The 15,994-nt window shown below is 48.5% G+C and carries 17 protein-coding genes; 5 read left to right on the top strand and 12 right to left on the bottom strand.

Annotation, left to right across the window (positions count from 1 at the left end; translation table 11 throughout):
- Positions 1-9: 9 nt before the first annotated feature.
- The 8 genes from ACES2G_RS16505 to ACES2G_RS16470 all read right to left on the bottom strand — a co-directional run bounded on the left by ACES2G_RS16505 (position 10) and on the right by ACES2G_RS16470 (position 7,446).
- Positions 10-828 (bottom strand): DUF2799 domain-containing protein, encoded by an 819-nt coding sequence (locus ACES2G_RS16505; RefSeq protein ID WP_347357368.1) that lies wholly within the window; start codon positions 826-828, stop codon positions 10-12.
- 14 nt (positions 829-842) lie between these two features.
- Complete coding sequence (locus tag ACES2G_RS16500; RefSeq protein WP_374000780.1) at positions 843-2,675, bottom strand: ATP-binding cassette domain-containing protein; 1,833 nt, start codon at positions 2,673-2,675, stop codon at positions 843-845.
- Positions 2,676-2,763: 88 nt separating this feature from the next.
- Positions 2,764-3,138 (bottom strand): aspartate 1-decarboxylase, encoded by a 375-nt coding sequence (panD, locus tag ACES2G_RS16495; protein ID WP_347357364.1) that lies wholly within the window; start codon positions 3,136-3,138, stop codon positions 2,764-2,766.
- Between the two features lie 10 nt (positions 3,139-3,148).
- Complete coding sequence (locus ACES2G_RS16490) at positions 3,149-3,919, bottom strand: type III pantothenate kinase (protein WP_374000779.1); 771 nt, start codon at positions 3,917-3,919, stop codon at positions 3,149-3,151.
- Complete coding sequence (gene coaBC, locus ACES2G_RS16485) at positions 3,916-5,187, bottom strand: bifunctional phosphopantothenoylcysteine decarboxylase/phosphopantothenate--cysteine ligase CoaBC (protein WP_347357360.1); 1,272 nt, start codon at positions 5,185-5,187, stop codon at positions 3,916-3,918. The genes ACES2G_RS16490 and coaBC overlap by 4 nt, the downstream gene beginning before the upstream one ends.
- Positions 5,174-5,929 carry a pantoate--beta-alanine ligase gene (gene panC / locus ACES2G_RS16480; protein ID WP_374000778.1) on the bottom strand — a complete coding sequence of 252 codons (756 nt, stop codon included), beginning with the start codon at positions 5,927-5,929 and terminating at the stop codon, positions 5,174-5,176. Before panC ends, coaBC begins: the two co-directional genes overlap by 14 nt.
- Complete coding sequence (gene panB / locus ACES2G_RS16475) at positions 5,926-6,717, bottom strand: 3-methyl-2-oxobutanoate hydroxymethyltransferase (protein ID WP_347357356.1); 792 nt, start codon at positions 6,715-6,717, stop codon at positions 5,926-5,928. The genes panC and panB overlap by 4 nt, the downstream gene beginning before the upstream one ends.
- 6 nt (positions 6,718-6,723) lie before the next feature.
- Positions 6,724-7,446, bottom strand: coding sequence for a DUF2520 domain-containing protein (locus ACES2G_RS16470; RefSeq protein ID WP_374000777.1), 723 nt, complete (start codon positions 7,444-7,446; stop codon positions 6,724-6,726).
- Between the two features lie 304 nt (positions 7,447-7,750).
- On the opposite strand from ACES2G_RS16470, the gene ACES2G_RS16465 reads away from it, so the two are divergent.
- The 5 genes from ACES2G_RS16465 (at position 7,751) to ACES2G_RS16445 (ending at position 10,950) form a co-directional block, all read left to right on the top strand.
- Entirely contained in the window at positions 7,751-8,227 is a 477-nt protein-coding gene (locus ACES2G_RS16465) for a mobile mystery protein A (RefSeq protein ID WP_347357352.1), read from the top strand.
- Complete coding sequence (locus tag ACES2G_RS16460; protein WP_347357350.1) at positions 8,224-8,823, top strand: mobile mystery protein B; 600 nt, start codon at positions 8,224-8,226, stop codon at positions 8,821-8,823. Before ACES2G_RS16465 ends, ACES2G_RS16460 begins: the two co-directional genes overlap by 4 nt.
- Before the next feature lie 79 nt (positions 8,824-8,902).
- Complete coding sequence (locus ACES2G_RS16455) at positions 8,903-9,637, top strand: hypothetical protein (RefSeq protein WP_347357348.1); 735 nt, start codon at positions 8,903-8,905, stop codon at positions 9,635-9,637.
- Positions 9,638-9,667: 30 nt separating this feature from the next.
- Entirely contained in the window at positions 9,668-10,231 is a 564-nt protein-coding gene (locus tag ACES2G_RS16450; protein WP_374000776.1) for a hypothetical protein, read from the top strand.
- A gap of 8 nt (positions 10,232-10,239) precedes the next feature.
- Positions 10,240-10,950 (top strand): SDR family NAD(P)-dependent oxidoreductase, encoded by a 711-nt coding sequence (locus tag ACES2G_RS16445; protein ID WP_347357344.1) that lies wholly within the window; start codon positions 10,240-10,242, stop codon positions 10,948-10,950.
- 2 nt (positions 10,951-10,952) lie between these two features.
- Here ACES2G_RS16445 and ACES2G_RS16440 read toward each other — a convergent pair whose 3' ends face one another.
- The 4 genes from ACES2G_RS16440 to ACES2G_RS16425 all read right to left on the bottom strand — a co-directional run bounded on the left by ACES2G_RS16440 (position 10,953) and on the right by ACES2G_RS16425 (position 15,992).
- The gene (locus ACES2G_RS16440; protein ID WP_374000775.1) at positions 10,953-12,029 is read right to left on the bottom strand and encodes a hypothetical protein; all 1,077 of its coding nucleotides are present in this window, start codon (positions 12,027-12,029) and stop codon (positions 10,953-10,955) included.
- A 101-nt stretch (positions 12,030-12,130) separates the two neighbouring features.
- Complete coding sequence (locus ACES2G_RS16435) at positions 12,131-13,504, bottom strand: HAD-IG family 5'-nucleotidase (RefSeq protein ID WP_347357340.1); 1,374 nt, start codon at positions 13,502-13,504, stop codon at positions 12,131-12,133.
- An 11-nt stretch (positions 13,505-13,515) separates the two neighbouring features.
- A complete protein-coding gene (locus ACES2G_RS16430; protein ID WP_347357338.1) occupies positions 13,516-13,881 on the bottom strand; it encodes a rhodanese-like domain-containing protein in 366 nt (121 codons plus the stop codon).
- Between the two features lie 122 nt (positions 13,882-14,003).
- Positions 14,004-15,992: a M13 family metallopeptidase gene (locus ACES2G_RS16425; protein ID WP_347357336.1), complete on the bottom strand. Its 1,989-nt coding sequence runs from the start codon at positions 15,990-15,992 to the stop codon at positions 14,004-14,006.
- Between the last annotated feature and the right edge of the window lie 2 nt (positions 15,993-15,994).

Genomic DNA, 15,994 nt, shown 5'->3' with positions numbered 1-15,994 from the left:
CTTCGTCTTCTAGGGTTGTTCCAGGCTGGGCAGCTCTTCACGGAAGCTGGTGATTTCGCTGTTGAGCTTGTCACGGTTGCTTTCCAATGAACGGATGTCGTTTTCCAGATTAGAAACTTCCGAACGCTTTATGGAAAGGTCCGAATCCAAAGACTGGATCTGGGCCTCGAAATGGGTCACCAGATAAGATTGTTTCGAACTCAGAGCTGAGTTTTTCTGATGCTCCAGATTGGTTTTCTGAGATTCCAGCATATGCAAAGATCCTTTGGCGAAAGACAAAGAATTTCTTTTTGCAGTGATATCCATGTCGATGCTGCGAACTTGTTTGTCTTTGCTGTCGATCAGGGACTGAACATATTTGCGGCGACCTTTGCGATACTCGGGCAGGAAAGAGGGCTCTAGTTCCTTTGGGCAAACATTCTGATAGCGTTTGCCCGAGGTCCCGGCTGTAAAACCGTTGGATTTCGCGCAATAGTCACGAATCCCTCTTTGATGTTCAGAGATTAATACATTGATCTGTGGACCTTCGCAGATGTCGCGGGAAAACAGATCACCACTTTTTCCAAGCAGATAGCTGTTAGCGCCAATACAGTACTTCTCGACACCACTTTTGAATCCACGATCCAGTTGTGATTCCTGAATTTCAGCCTCAACCTTGCGGCATTCATTCAGAGTGTTGTCGGCATTGAGCCACTGGCCGCGCATGGCGACCTTTTGTCCGTGTTCAAACCAGTTGATTTCTTCACAGCTTTTTCTCTTGAAATAGCTGGTGCAGCCAACAAGAGACAACGTCAAAACGAAAAGTAGTGATTTGGAAACGGATTTCAAAACAGACTCCTTAGTTAGCCAATCAAGCCTTTAAGCTCGACTTCAAAATTCTGCTGATCTTCCATGGCTTGTAACATCGTTGATTCCAGATCTTCGATCGCGCCGCTGATCTCATACAGTTCTTTGGACAGGCCGGAGGCTTTGTCGCCAGTGGCAGTCATCAAAGTTTCATTTATAGAATCTCTTTTTTTGGAAAGATCGGCAATCTTCTTATCGCAGTCTTCAATCAGCTTTTGGGCCTTTTTAATCTGCGTTTCAATGCGTTTGCGCTCTTCTTTGTAGTTGAACTTCGGACTGTCCGTCTCTTTGGCGGAAATTACCCTTTGCGTCGGGTTTGTTTCTTCATCCTGACGCTCGGCCAGGAAGCCTTTTTGCAAGCTCCAGACATACTCATCATACGTGCCCGGATACAAAGTCAGCTTGCCATTATTCACTTCCAGGATCTTGTTGGCGACACGGCCGATAAATCCACGATCGTGGCTGACGGTGATAATGGTGCCTTCGTACCTTTCCAGGGCAGTGGTCAGAGCTTCGACTGTGTCAAAATCCAGATGATTCGTCGGTTCATCCAGCAGCAGTAAAGGCGACTTTTGCAAAAGAATCTGTCCCAAGGCCACACGGGATTTTTCACCGCCGGACAGCACTTTGACCTTCTTGTGAACGTTGTCCCCAGAGAACAGCAAACTTCCGGCAATGTTCAGAACATCTTGTTGCGTGACTTCCTTGTGAGCCGCCGAAGCCATGGCCTCCAAAACGGAGTGCTCGGGATTCAGGGACTCAGGAGTATGTTGTGCAAAATACGAGAAACTGACTTGATGACCCCACTTGATGGAGCCTTTCACCAAGGGAATCTGTTCCCCCAGAGATTTCAGCAAAGTGGATTTCCCAGCTCCGTTGAGTCCGACAATACCCAAGTGATTTCCGCGTTCTAGGCGCACGGAAACATCCTTCAGGATGACTTTTTCACCGTATCCGCAATCGACATGTTCCACTTCCAGAATCGTTTTTCCAGTGGGAACCGCCGGGGGAATATGAATATGGGAATGCGTCGGTGCCGCCTTCATTTCAATGACTTCCATCTTCTCCAAAGCTTTCAGACGGCTTTGCGCCTGACGGGCTTTGGTGGCTTTGGCCCCGAAGCGGGTGACGAAGTCCATGATGGATTTGCGTTTGGCCTGTTGACTCAGAATCTGCTTTTGCAGAATTTCGCCGAGCATTTGTTTTTGCTCGAAATAATCGTCCAGGCTGCCCGGGAACTTCACAATGTCGCCGGATTCGACTTCAAGGATATGATCTGTCACACGACGCAGAAATTCGCGGTCATGCGAAATCAACAGAAAAGCACCTTTGAATTCCTGCAGGAAGTTTTCCAACACCAGCAAAGTTTCCAAATCCAAAAAATTCGTCGGCTCATCCAGCAGCAGCAGGTTTGGCTCTTGTCCGATCAGGAACAAAAGCTTTACGCGCATGCGGTAGCCTCCACTTACCTGTTTTAGATGAGATTGAAAATGGGCTTCTGTCAGTCCAAGCTTTAGACCAAACTGTTTCAGCTCCCAGAGAGGTTTGATACAGTTCTTTTCCAGGTATTCTTCCACCTTCTGATCCACATTCCAGTCAGCTTCCTGTTCCAGATAACCCAGGCGCAGTTGCTGGGACTTGGTGACAAGCCCTTCATCAAGATGTTCCTGATCGACCAGAATTTTAAAGAGTGTGGATTTGCCAGCACCGTTTGGACCAATAACACCAACATGTTCGCCCTCATTGATGGCAAACGTTGCATCATCAAAAAGAACCTTGGAACCAAAAGCCTTGTGGCCGGATTGCAGTTGTAAAAGCGTGATACCCATATAGGGCTAAACTGAAGGAATTTTGCGACATGGTCAAGCTGCGCAGTCGCCAGAATGGAGAAAGTCCATTCTGGCGTGGGGTTTCTAACTACTTATTGTTTTTGCGGTCTTCTTTGCGCTTTTCAGAGACTTTGTTTTTAGCATTCACGAAAACCACTGTGGGCTCATGTTTTTTGCCTTCTTCCAAGCTCAGGCCGCAGTATGAACAGATAATCACCAGATCGCCTTTTTGCACGTGACGGGCAGCCGCCCCATTCAGGCAGATCTCGCCTTTTTTTCCTTTGATCACGTAGGTGGAAAAGCGAGCGCCATTGTTGCAGTTATAGATATCAACGCGTTCGTTGATCAGCAAGCCTGATGCCTTGATCAGGTCCGGGCAGATGCTCACAGAGCCTTCATAATTCAGATCCGCTCCGGTCACAGTCGCACGATGGATTTTGGTTCTAAGCATTGAGATATTCATAAAGTATTCCTTAAGCGTTATGTTGAAGCGCGATCAGCATGCCCTTGAGTACAAGATCAGGCACAATCTCATCAAAAACTTTTTCTTTTTCAAATAAATAAGCAAAACCACCGGTGCCGACCACCATGGGCTTTTCACCCTGGAAGCATTCTTTGGTGATTCTTTCGGTCAGTTCCTTGATGGTTCCCAAGTGGCCATAATAAAGACCCGACTGAATGCTTTCGATGGTGGAGCGTCCCAAAGCCTCATGCATGGAAACAATTTCCACGGAAGGAAGTTTTGCGGTTTTGCTTTCCAGCGCCTCCATACAAAGGCGAAGGCCTGCCACGATGGAGCCCCCCAGATAGTCCTTATCCTTGGTGACTGCGCAGAAAGTTGTAGCTGTACCCAGATCCACCAGGATCAGATTCTTTCCCGGATACAGGTGAGTCGCCGCAATGGAGTTTGCAATACGATCGGCACCCACTTCCAAAGGATTGCGGTACTTGATCTTCAGGCCGGTTTTGACTCCCGCCTGCAGGATGAACGGATTGATGTTGAAATATTTCATGCAGGCACCACGAAGAGAGTAAACCACTTCGGGAACCACACTGCAGATAGCGATTTGGGTGATCCTGGCAGGATCAAAACCGTTTTCGCGAATTGCGGTGCGCAGGAAAATGCCGGTTTCATCGGAAGAAGCTCCGCTTTTGGAGTTCTTGCGGAAGGATAAAACCATTTTATCCTGTTCAAAGAGTCCGGCATAGATTTGGGTGTTCCCCACATCAAGACATAAAATCATAGAGTATCCTTTGGCATAAGAACGCGAATCAGTTCACTGGTTAGCTGGTCTAAACTGTCACAAGCGACATAGCCCTGGTGATTGTACAGAGTGAACTTGTGAGTCCGTTTAACAATATCAATTTCGCTTAAGTCATTGTGAACCACGAAATCTGCTTTGGAATTGGCAAAGAGCTTTTCCACCGCAGCGGTTCGTTGTTCCGGGCTGGCATGGCTGGTCAGCTTAAAGGCAATCACTTTCAGGTCTTTGTTTTGTGAATAGTCTTTCAGGCGATCCACGATCTTGTGATTTCGTTTCAGATGAATGTGCATGGAATCCGCATCCGAGCTGACTTTTTTCACTTCAAACGGACGATAGTTCTGTCCATCGACTTCGATGGTATCCACGGAATAATCACTTACCGCGGCGGCATGAATCACGTGGGTGAAGTTTTCGGTGGAAAGGTAGTGTTTTATTTTTTCATCCAAGGTCGCAAAGCTGACGAAGACATCACGACGTTTTACATGTTCTGACTTTGCAGATCCATGGGCCTGCAACAAGGTCACATCAAAACCCATTTCAGTCATATATTCCGCCAGCGCAATGCCGGTGCGACCGGAGCTAAGATTGCTGATCACACGAACAGTGTCGATGGGTTCTTGAGTGCCACCCGCAGTAACCAGAACTTTCACTTTGGAAAGAGCTGTTGATTTTGGAGCTTCCGCAGTGCCATTGTTGGCAGTGGGCGTTTGATGAAGGGCTTCCAGGGTCATTTTCAGGATCAAATCTGGTTCCAGCAGTTTTCCCCAGCCTTCTTCTCCGCAAGCCAGAATTCCGGAGGCGGTATCCAGAATCTGCAGGTTCATTTCCTTTAACGCCGTCAGGGATTTTTGTGTGACCGGATGCAGGTACATGCTGGTGTTCATCGCCGGAGCAATCAGAAAAGGCTTTTTGAAGTCATGAGCCAAGAACAGAGTTTGCAGTAAATCATCACCAACACCCTGGGCCGCTTTATTCAGGAAGTTGGCTGTGGCCGGAGCGACCAGAATCAAATCGGCCCATCTCATCAGGTGAATATGATCCATAACGTTGCCTGTGGCATACATGTCGCTGATCACCGGGCGCCCGGTCAGACCTTCCAGGGTGGCATTGCCGACAAATTTCAACGCTGATGGAGAGGCAACAACCTGCACGTCGCAGTTGTTTTGCACCAGGCGGGAAATCACGTGGCAGGCTTTGTAACAGGCAATGGAGCCTGTCATCATAAAGAGGATTTTAGATTTGGACATTGTCAATCAACCTCACGTCCCCGAGTCTGGCAGCAACGAAGCGGCGGGTTCCCACATCCGTTACGTAGTCCACGATAAATCCTTGAGCCGTCAGTCTTTCTGCAGCTTCATCCGCTGTCTGGCTTTCAGTGATGGCTTTGTAAATGGCCGGGGCTTGCATGCGCTCTGTTGAAGTCAGGCGTACATTGCGAGAACTTTTCGCCAGCCCATCCTCTTCGCGCACGGTGGGGACGGGAACAACTTCCAGATCCATAAAGAAGCTTTCCACCATTCCCTGAATCAACGTCATTTGCTGGAAATCTTTTTCGCCAAAGTAGGCACGTGTGGGAGCAACGACATTAAATAACTTCATAACGACGGACAAAACTCCGTCGAAGTGGCCGGGGCGATGGGCTCCATCCAAAAGATTGGAATAACTGTTTTCAGTCACTTTGTAACGATAGCTGTCGGGATACATTTCATCGTAGCGCGGATAAAAGATCGCATCGACTTTGTTGGCTTCAGCCATGGCCAGATCGGCGTCCCAGGTTTTCGGATACTTTTCCAGATCCTTGGGGTCGTTGAACTGGGTGGGGTTCACAAAAATGGACAGCACGACCACATCGTTGTTTCTGCGGGCTTGCTTCAGCAGTTCTTCATGTCCGGAGTGTAAAGCGCCCATGGTGGGTACGAAACCCACAGATCCTTTTTGTTGTTTTCTCCAAGAGCGGAGCTCTTGGGGTGATCTAAGGACGACCGTCATGAGTAGCTCTCTTTCTCTGTCGGGAAAGCGCCCTCTGTGACTTCTTTGTGATACAGATTAAAAGCATCTTTCATAGCATCAAAGCCATTGAAGAACGTTTTAACAAACTTGGGCTTAAAGCCCTGGTTCATACCCAGCATGTCTTGCAAGACCAGAACCTGACCGTCACAGTCAGAGCCCGCACCGATTCCGATCGTTGGAATTTCCAGAGAAGCTGTGATGTCTTTGGCCAGTTTGGATGGAACACATTCCAGCACGACTGAAAAAGCACCAGCATCTTGTAATTGCAAGGCGTGTTCTTTGATGACCTTCTGGGCTTTTTCATCACGGCCTTGAACTTTAAAGCCGCCGAGTTGGTTTACGGACTGTGGAGTCAATCCCAAATGCGCCATCACCGGCACACCGGAATCCACCAGATGGCGAACCAGTTCAATGTTGCCAGCGCCGCCTTCAAGTTTTACGGCGTGAGCCCCGGCTTTCATGATTTTTTCAACATAGTTCATGTTGGCCGTCAGGCCTTTGCGATAGCTCAAAAACGGAAGATCCGCGACCACAAATTTTTCTCCAGCACCGCGAACCACCGCTTCCGTGTGCAAGGCCATCATATCCACCGAGGCATTCAAAGTGGTCTTGTGTCCGTGCATCACCATGGCCAAAGAATCACCGACCAACAGGCAGTCGATATCACTTTCCGCCAGAATGCGCGCGAAAGTATAGTCATAGCAGGTGATCATCGAGATCTTTTGCTTTTTCACTTTCTTGTCGTGGAAATCAAGGATGGTTTTCATAAGACCTCACTTTCGTGGATACTCGGGCCAAAGGGTCTCGAGGAAGGCTTTGTAAATTGCCTGATAAGGATCGTTGTTCAAAGCTTGCAGATTCTTTTCTACAGTCACGACATCTTTTCGCGCTAGCGGGCCGGTGAAGGCCTCGTCCGGATTTGCCAGGGTGTTTTCAATAACCTTTTCAATATAAGGTTTTGCCGCGCTCATGGGTATTTTCATCTCGGCAAAACCTTCCAGCATCTTGGCAATCAGCAAAGTGGTGAAGTTTCCACCCAGAACACACAGGGCATGATAGCGGGCTTTTTCAAAAGCAAACACGGCCGAGAAAGGATTGGGAAGTCCAGGCAGAGCTTCATTCAGTTCATCACATCCGGTCAGGGCAAAATGAATCTGCTGGTAGGATTTCAGATCATAGAGATCGGTCCCGAAGGTCATCAGGGGATGAGCGGCAATCATGCCTTTGAAGTAGAGAGCTCCCGAAAAATGCACCAGCACTTTGTCGTCAAAGTTTTTAAGGTATTCGCTGTAGAAGGTTTCCAGCGCCGAATCACTGATCGCCACAAGAATATGGGTGGCGGTGGCGGCTTTGCTTTGAAAATCAGAGTCACTCTGGTTGCGATCCCAGGTGGTAAAGTTCAAGTTTAGTAGTTGAAAATAGTGTGCGAGATGTCGGGCGACACGGCCTGCACCAATAATAAGATAAGAATAAGATAACGTCGTAGTCGCATTCATATAGTTCGGTACCTGTCTTTTAAGGGATCAAGTCCTCTGTAATAGCCGCAACCTAACATAATTCTAACAGATAGCAATCAAACAAAGCCTCGGAGTCCGAACCGGCACCGACGTAAGCCTATGATTTCTGAAGGTTATTGTCCTAAGAATGAGACTGGGTTTGAGTAAATACTTTAAATTAAAAGGTTTTTCGTAGTTTTTTGGTGGATATTATATTCTATAGTAGATGATAAAGTGTATTTTTAATATCTTATAGTAGATCTATAGATGTCTTTTTAATCTATTATAAGATATAATAAAAACCATGAGAACAAACAAAGCCTTAGTCAAAACGCAGCGACGCAGCTTGGATGAAAAGCTGAAGTCTTTTCGATCCGCACGCACCACGATCAACCCCAAATCGGGGTGGGTGAAAGCCATTCGTGAATCTTTGGGAATGACTTCGCAACAACTGGCAGAGCGCATGGGGATTCAGCAGTCCGGAGTGAGTGTGTTGGAGCAGCGTGAAGTTGAAAAGAAAGTCACGCTTGAAACTTTGCAAAGAGCGGCTCATGCGATGGGGTGTGAGCTGGTGTACGCTCTGGTCCCCAAAGACAGCTTGGAAAAACTGGTGGATGAACAATCCAAAGTGGCTGCAGAAAAAATTCTGGGTAAGACATTGCACACTATGGAGCTTGAGCAGCAGCGCGCGGGCAAGGCAGAGACGGATCTGCATTTTGCCGAACTGGCGACAGAGCTGAAGAATAAACTCGACAACCGCCTGTGGAGGAAGAAGCCATGAGTTTTCAACTTGAATATCCACCGGGGGCAACGCCGCTGAATCCGAACGAACTGGCTGGACTGGTGCCGACTTATATTTCGACACAGAAAGAGCTCAATGCCGTTGAGCAGGACAACATTCTGCGTGGTGAGCAGTGGGCTTTCAGTCGCAAAAGAAAGAATGTCCTGACAGAAAAATTCCTTCGCGAGCTGCATCGGGAGATGTTTGGTCTGGTGTGGAAGTGGGCTGGCACCTATCGCACCTCCAATAAGTCCATCGGCATTGAATGGTTCCAGGTTCCGGCAGAGATTAATAAGCTGCTCAGTGATATCCAGTACCAGGTGACTCATGAAACTTATCCGATGGATGAGATCGCCGCGCGCTTTCATCACCGCTTGGTTTGGATTCATCCGTTTCCAAACGGTAATGGTCGTTGGGCACGGGTGATGGCCGATGTGTTGCTGTTTTCTTTGGGGCATGAACGGTTCACTTGGGGCAGCAATTTGAATATGGGGACCTTGGGGGAACATGGCGAAGCCCGGGCTCGCTATATTCGCAGTCTGCGTCTGGCAGACAGTCGGAACTACAAGGAACTTTTAGAGTTCGTACGATCATAAGATCTCTCTCAGAAAACTCCCTGGTTGCTGCGTTGCGCGGCGCTGGACTCAGCCTGTGAAATGCAGGATGGTCGCAGCTATGAAGTACTTATATTGGGTTGGCGCTGTCGCCGTGGTTGCATTGGGTGTGTTCTTTTCCATGAACTTTCAGATTCAGGAAAGATCCATTCCGAAGATCAAATTCTCGCAGGTCGATATTCCTGAAAAATTGGGTAAGGGCGTTTATGAGCGCCTTCGTCTGGAGATCAAAAGTTCTCCGGTGGTTTTATTGGGTGTGACACCAAATCAGATTGAGGACCTGGAGTTATGGAGAGGCTTTATGGAGGCCAACCAGGAACAAGGTTCCAAGTACGATGTGATTGTGGTGGATCCGCAGCTTCCGTTTGTGGAGCTGTTTGCTTCTAATATGCGCCTGGATATCCAAAATGAAATGGATCGCTTCGTTGAGGGCATTAAGAATGCGCAAGCTCAAGGATTGAGAGTTGCCGCGATCGTTCCTTATATCTATTCTTCGCAACTTGTGAAGAAAGGCCCGGCCCAGCGTCTGAAAGAAGAATTCAAGATCGACGTTGCAAGTTTTTCTGTCATGAAGTTCCCAGTCACCCGCGAACAGGAAGAGGGCTTCCAACCGTTGTGTGAACTGGATGCAGGACGTGATCTGGCGGGCACGGGTCACTTGGGTTGTATGGTGCGCGAAATCGCTCGCAAAACCTATCGTAAGAAGTTTGAAGAAAATAAGTATTCAGGAATGATGGAACAATCCGGCGGCAAAGACTACATCATCCTACTGAACCGCAACGCCAGCCCCCGTTAATAAGCTCGCGTTAGCTGAAAGGGAAAGAGTATGAAAGCGTTATTGGTAATTTTGGGACTCTTGGCGGGTTTTTCTGCTGAAGCTCGCAGCGTGATGGAACAGCCTTGGCAAACTGCCGATGGCAATCAGATCGTTCGCTTTGTTGAGTTCAATGGAAAGTTGACCTTAAACACACGCAGCTACTATCCCAACGGAGCTCCATCAGATTATTTCTTTGAATTCTACATGCCGGTGCGCAGGGATGTTCAACCGGGTGAAACCTTACAAGGCCGCTTGCGCAGTATTGATGGCTACTATGGTTGTGTATTCGATGAGCCTGCGCAGGCCAAGCTGACAACCGAAGGAACTTTGAAGCTTCATTATCCTCTTTTGACCTTCCACCGTGAAACAAGATCAGTGCGTGATGGAAATGGTGGTTATCGTTATCGTCGCAGCATCGAGTGGAACGGTTGGGGCTGGGTGGAAAGCATCTATCACTTCCCGATTGAAAAATGGCGTGTGATTTCTTCTGAGTGCGTGATCGTGCAAAGAAACTGGGTGACGAACGAATTGTTCCCGGCGGCTGAAATGCCAGTGCCACCTCGTCCGCAATAGGAGCTCGCATGAAAAAGATCGCTGTCATTACCGGTGCAAATCGTGGTTTGGGTCTGGCTTTAAGCGAAGCCATGGCGCAACGAGGTTTTAAAGTTCTGATGGCGATGCGAAATCCCGACAAGGCGCAGAAGACCCTGAATGCCCTGACCATGAAAGGGCTGGATGTGGTTCCGATGAAGCTGGATGTTTCTCAGGAAAAGAGCATCAGCGACTTTGTTGAAACGATCAAACGTGAGTACGGATTTGTTGATGTGCTGGTGAATAACGCTGGTATCTTGATTGACAGCGAGGACGGTGGAAACTCATCCCTCTTTAAGACCAAGGCATCCACGTTGCAAAAATCTTTCGCCACCAACGCCATGGGGCCATTCCTGTTGACCCAAAAGATCTTCCCATTGATGAAGCAAGAAGGCTATGGTCGCATTGTGAATGTTTCCAGTGGCATGGCTCAGCTTTCAGAAAAGCAGAATGCCTCAGCCTCTTATCGTATTTCCAAAACTGCGTTGAACATGGTCACGAATCTTTTCGCTTCTGAAGTGCAGGGCGAGGATATCTGTGTGAACTCTGTTTCCCCGGGTTGGGTGCGCACGGATATGGGCGGTCCGAATGCGGATCGCTCTGTTGAACAGGGGATCAAAGGAATTTTGTGGGCAGCCACTCTTCCCAAGGGCGGTCCGAACGGTGGCTTCTTCCGTGATGGCGAAGCGCTAAGCTGGTAGAACTAGTATTCGTACTCGCTGCCAAAGATGACACCGGCCGTGGAGCTTTCAATCGTGGTGTTTTCTTTACCATAGTAAAGGCCAATCGCTGAACGCAAGGCTCGCGTTTTCCAAGAATATCCCACCGACGTGTTGAAGTTCTGACCAAAGTAGTCCACGTCTGCGCCGAAGCGATGAGACAAACCACACAGAAGCTGATGTCCGTCCGAAGCTCCGTAGCGATAGCCAAAGCTCTGTGCAAAAGTGTAGCGATCCAGGTTGGCGGACTCTTCAATAAATACGGAATCAGTTAAAAATTCGTGGTGGCCTATTTTGAAGCCATGTCCGACAAGAAGTTTGCCTTCTTCGTTCGTGACAGTGGCTCTTGCGTTGTTATCTTCGCTGACGGTGAAGTCCCCCGGATTTGGCTGACCATGAGTAAAGATTTTGGAAGAGCCCTTGTTGTGGTTGTACAAAGACAATCCTCGAGAGTTGAAGTTTACGCCAAAGGTGTAGTGATCAAATTGAAAATGAGTCGAAAGTCCCAGTCCCACATTCAGGTTTTTGTATTCGGATTTTGTTCTGGAAACGACATAAATATCCTGCGCAGGATAGGAGCTTTCGCTGACACCGAATGTTTTGACCTCTGAATAGCGGGCCAAAAACTGGATGGCAAAGGGGATGGATTTAAAGGCCATGGAATAGCCGGATATCATGCGGCTGATATTGGCTTCGGCATCAAAAGAGTTTTCATTTTTTTTTGATTCCCAGGAAAACAGACCTTGCAGGGTGTTGGCGACAAAGAACTCATGCACGAGGGCGTCACCCACCACGAGATTGCTCAGATAAGAAGGGGCCAGTCCCAGAGATGATGAAAACGTTGAGCCTTCGCTTTTGGAATTGATAGAGCCAATCGAGTTGCCATTCAGACTAAAGGCGTTGTCCTGTCTTTGGCGCAGAAGACTGGGATTGTAATAGGAAGCTGCTTTGGATCTTGTGGTGGCCACACCCGTATTGGCCATCATGCCTTCATAAAGACCGACGGGCAGGCTTTGCGCAAGGGCGGGCAGAGATGTGAAGCAGGCAAAGAAAAAAGCCAATGAGACTTTCGCATTTATTTTCATGTGCAAATGGTAAATTCGGCCCGAGGAAAAAGGAATAAAAAAAGGCCATCCTTGGGGGGATGGCCTTTGAAGGCTTCTTAGAAGATCTCGTGGGCCAGAGGACGACGAGGCGCTCTGAAGTAAGTGCGCGGGGAAAGATCCATCAGGTCGCTCAGCTTCTGCATGTAAACGCAGGCATAGCGGTCCAATTGGTAAGCGAAGTAGCTTTCTTCGTTTCCGGCTCTCATCAGTTGACCCCAGTTGCCGTTGTACATGGCCTGTTGTTTTTTGATCAACTGGCTGATCTGCGCATCAATTTCGGAGATTGTTTTTTGCAAAGTTTCGATCTGCGGCTCATTGGCAGGAACTTCTTTTTCAATCTTGCGAGTCATGATGTCCGTCAGCTCGTCTTCCAGAGGCTCTTTCTTTTTCATCAGAGTCTCGATTTCCTGATTGATCGGTTCGGCCTGTTTGTTGTTTTCAACTTCAACATCCAGCTCTTCGATCACCATTGCGGTTCTCCAGTTACAATCCTTTTTCAAGCGAAGGATGTCGCCGTAGATATGATCCCCGACGTAAAGAATATCATCCCCGTCAAGACCCAGGTCGGACGTGAATTTTTTGGCGTTACCACCTTGATAGATTCCCGGAGTCAGCTTGCCTTCCATGTTGGTCATGGAACCATCTGCCGGATTTACGATCAGGTACTTTTGATTTTCGTAGAAGAACTTTGGCTTGGAGGCAAAAGTGATCACGAACTCAAACAGATCCGCCCAGGACTTGTGCTCTTTCAGGAATGGTTGAATTGCATAGTCCAGCAAAAGCTTAGTGTAGTGGAAATCCGAGTTTGTCAGCACAAAGATCTTTTTGCCGTGACGACGGAATTTTTCCAACGTGGTCACCAGCGTCGGATCTTTGATGATGTAGTGATCCAGATTCTGTTTCACCACGTCTTTCAAAGAGCCATCACGGTGGGCTTCATCCAAAGCATCCAAAACGTCATCGGCGATCTGCGCGTATTCCGGATACTTGTTGGTCGTGTCGGAATCTTTCAATTCCACGATCTGGGCAATCAAGTTCGCCAAAGAGATAGAGAAGGATGTGTCCACCGCCAAATAGTCTGAGTTGGACAAATCAATGTAAGTGGACTTGTAAAGCTTCTGATGGCTTTTGAAATCCAAAGGCTTCAAGCCATGGTAGCTGGCGCGAATCGCTGTGTAGCGGTTCAGCTTCAGAAGATTTCCCATTTTACGGTCGATAACAAGACCGCGGATCGCGAAGTTATAATCGAAAACCAGCTTGCGCAAAGTTTCCGGATAGCCGCGTTTTACCAGCTTGTCGATCATCGTGGTGTGGGACAGGCGCTCGAAGTTTTCGCTGTTATAGCGAACCAGAGTGTGGTCCATGTCCACGCCGATGTAGCGGATTTTTTTCAAATTCAACGTTCTGTTAACAAATACTTTTCCAGGCATATTTTCGTTTCTTATCTTTCAACAGGGAGCTGCAGGTCATTCCAAAGAAGCATGCCCCCTTGCATATTAAACACTTCTTCAAATCCATTCATTTTGGCAAAAGCAGTGGCTTTGGCAGAGCGGCCTCCACTGCGGCAGATAAAGACAACCGTCTTATCCTTTGGCAGGGAGCCTAGTTGCTCAGGGAGAGTGTCCAAAACCATCAAAGAGGAACCTTCGACATGACCCAGTTCGCCCACATATTCTTCGGGTTGACGAACGTCGATCATCACCACGTCAGTCTTCTTTTTCAGAAGTTCTGCGGGACCGATATCGTAAACACCCTCATAGTGAGGATTCTCAGTTTTTGATTCGAAGCTGACATATTTCACTGTCATGAATTCCTCCGGCACCAGAGCCAAGACTCTAACCATAGCATCTGCCGGAAAATACAGCAAGAACCAGTCCGGCTCGGCGCAGGGCGAATTTGGGGTCCTAAGATGGCTTAGGACCGTGAATTCTACCAGATTTGGACTCGCTCATTCGGAGGCAAAGTCATTTTGTCGCCCGGCTTGCACTGGAAGGTTTCCGCGAAGGCAGGCTGTTGTTTTATTTGCTCATTAATGCGGGCCGGACCGGAGGAGTGGGGGTCCGTCTTGCGCAGCAGGGCTGCGTTGTCCGGGCGGATCACTTCACACCATAGACGGCCATAAGCCACGAAGAAATCCTTTTTGTCCTTTTCTGAACCTTTGCCATCGGGGAAGGCCGCGTTGTAGGCAAAGGTCACGCCGACCAGGTCCGCGACGTTTTCACCCAAAGTCAGCTTTCCGTCATGGTTGATTCGATTAAATTGATCGATCATTTTCTGGCCGCGCAGATTGAATTCCATAATGTCTTTGGTGGTCATCCACTGGCGCAGGCGCCCTTCAGAGTCGTATTTAGATCCGCTGTCATCAATGCCGTGACCCAATTCATGGCCAACGACGGCCCCCACTGCGCCCAGGTTTTCGATCACAGATCCATCCTTATCATAGAACGGGTATTGCAAGATCCCGATCGGCAAGACGAATTTGTTTTCGTTAGGGCTGTAGTAAGCATTCACCGTCAGCGGGCTCATGCCCCAGGCATCCAGGTTTGCGGGCTCACGCATTTCCTGCATGGATTTTTCCCAGCGAGCTTGGCGGCGCAAATTGCGATTCTGGATGGCATCCGTTTTGGAATAGGATTTTTGCGGCAGGAAGTCCCATTCGCGTTCGTTGTGAGGCTTGACCAGTTGCAGGCGTGCCACGCGGATTTTAGCCAGGGCTTCTTTTTTGGCATCTTTCGAGAGCCACTTGTTCTTTTCCAGTCCCTGTAAAATGCTGGCGCGAATGCGCGAAGCGACTTCGTTCACTTTGCTTTCATCGAAGTTTGGGAACACCTGATCAATCAAAGTGGCATCCAGTTCTTTTGAGAACGTTCCGCTGACGGCTGACGTACAGCGCTCCTGACGCACGGGGCGTACTGTGGGGCCGCCGAAGTACTTTTTTTCAAAGTCAAAGAAGGCCTTGAACATCTTTGGATAGCCGTCGTCCATGGTGTCTGGCAGAGAGCGAGTTAAAATAAAATCCTTCCAGACTTGCAAAGGACGTTTGGGGATCTCGGCGTTCAGGAATTCCAGGGATTCTGGAATTGGCGTACTGACCAGCAGAGTCTCTGGAATATTCTTGAACAGCAGATTTAATTTCAGATTTGGATACTTTGCGGCCGTTTCTTTTTGTGTGGCGATACGCTTTTCGCTCCAGCGCTGGTGGCGCACGGCTGTCACCGGATAGATTTTTACAAAATCTTTTTCAAGGGCGACAAGTGCCTGAGCGCGGGCTTGGGCATCCGCTTTTTTTATTTTGGGTTCGATGGCCTGGAAGAACTGAAGCAGAATGTTTTCATAATCCTTCATCAGGGCTTCTTGTTCATAGTACTTGTGATCGGGAAGATCCATCAGGCTGGCTTGAATCATGGCGTCGTTCTTTTTAGGATCATCCAGATTATTGGAGGGCCAAAGGCGAATCAGCCCTTCTTTGCCCTGGGGCAAATTGCCGTGCGCGTACTCCACCAGTTCTTCGGTGGTTTTAATTTTGGCGACCTCGGCAAGCACCGCTTTGACATTGGCCTTTTCGGCTTTGGCCTTGGCGGTCGAGTTCATGCATGCCATGTAGAAATCACGGGCCTGCTCTGTGCGCGGATCAAGGTTTTTCTTGTTTGGCAGTTCCTTCATGAATTTCATCTGTGTTTCAAGAAGGCGCTCGCGCGAGTCACTGAAGGCGAAAAGATGGCGGCTGCGATCTTCGCGCAGTTTGAAAGAACTTTCTGCCTTGGAGCAGACATACTTGTGGAAATCATCACAGGGATTGAGTTTGGTGTTCAGAGGAAACTCGCGCTTTTTCGGAATTTCAGAGCTGGGTGCCGGTGCCTTCTGGGCTGCGGCCATCAAGGGAAGAGTCAACAAAGCGGGGAGTAAGAGTTTCATCATCA

This window comes from Bdellovibrio bacteriovorus (genome assembly GCF_041888015.1).
Taxonomy (GTDB): Bacteria; Bdellovibrionota; Bdellovibrionia; order Bdellovibrionales; family Bdellovibrionaceae; genus Bdellovibrio.
This window is presented reverse-complemented; position numbering and strand designations above follow the sequence as displayed.

Bases quoted from the DNA above. Each gene is read 5' to 3' on its own strand.
- coaBC (WP_347357360.1), bottom strand. From the start codon at position 5,187: ATGTCCAAATCTAAAATCCTCTTTATGATGACAGGCTCCATTGCCTGT.
- ACES2G_RS16450 (WP_374000776.1), top strand. From the start codon at position 9,668: ATGAAAGCGTTATTGGTAATTTTGGGACTCTTGGCGGGTTTTTCTGCT.
- ACES2G_RS16445 (WP_347357344.1), top strand. From the start codon at position 10,240: ATGAAAAAGATCGCTGTCATTACCGGTGCAAATCGTGGTTTGGGTCTG.
- ACES2G_RS16430 (WP_347357338.1), bottom strand. From the start codon at position 13,881: ATGACAGTGAAATATGTCAGCTTCGAATCAAAAACTGAGAATCCTCAC.
- ACES2G_RS16465 (WP_347357352.1), top strand. From the start codon at position 7,751: ATGAGAACAAACAAAGCCTTAGTCAAAACGCAGCGACGCAGCTTGGAT.
- ACES2G_RS16500 (WP_374000780.1), bottom strand. From the start codon at position 2,675: ATGGGTATCACGCTTTTACAACTGCAATCCGGCCACAAGGCTTTTGGT.
- ACES2G_RS16460 (WP_347357350.1), top strand. From the start codon at position 8,224: ATGAGTTTTCAACTTGAATATCCACCGGGGGCAACGCCGCTGAATCCG.
- ACES2G_RS16490 (WP_374000779.1), bottom strand. From the start codon at position 3,919: ATGATTTTATGTCTTGATGTGGGGAACACCCAAATCTATGCCGGACTC.
- panD (WP_347357364.1), bottom strand. From the start codon at position 3,138: ATGAATATCTCAATGCTTAGAACCAAAATCCATCGTGCGACTGTGACC.
- ACES2G_RS16455 (WP_347357348.1), top strand. From the start codon at position 8,903: ATGAAGTACTTATATTGGGTTGGCGCTGTCGCCGTGGTTGCATTGGGT.
- panC (WP_374000778.1), bottom strand. From the start codon at position 5,929: ATGACGGTCGTCCTTAGATCACCCCAAGAGCTCCGCTCTTGGAGAAAA.
- ACES2G_RS16470 (WP_374000777.1), bottom strand. From the start codon at position 7,446: ATGAATGCGACTACGACGTTATCTTATTCTTATCTTATTATTGGTGCA.
- panB (WP_347357356.1), bottom strand. From the start codon at position 6,717: ATGAAAACCATCCTTGATTTCCACGACAAGAAAGTGAAAAAGCAAAAG.
- ACES2G_RS16425 (WP_347357336.1), bottom strand. From the start codon at position 15,992: ATGATGAAACTCTTACTCCCCGCTTTGTTGACTCTTCCCTTGATGGCC.
- ACES2G_RS16435 (WP_347357340.1), bottom strand. From the start codon at position 13,504: ATGCCTGGAAAAGTATTTGTTAACAGAACGTTGAATTTGAAAAAAATC.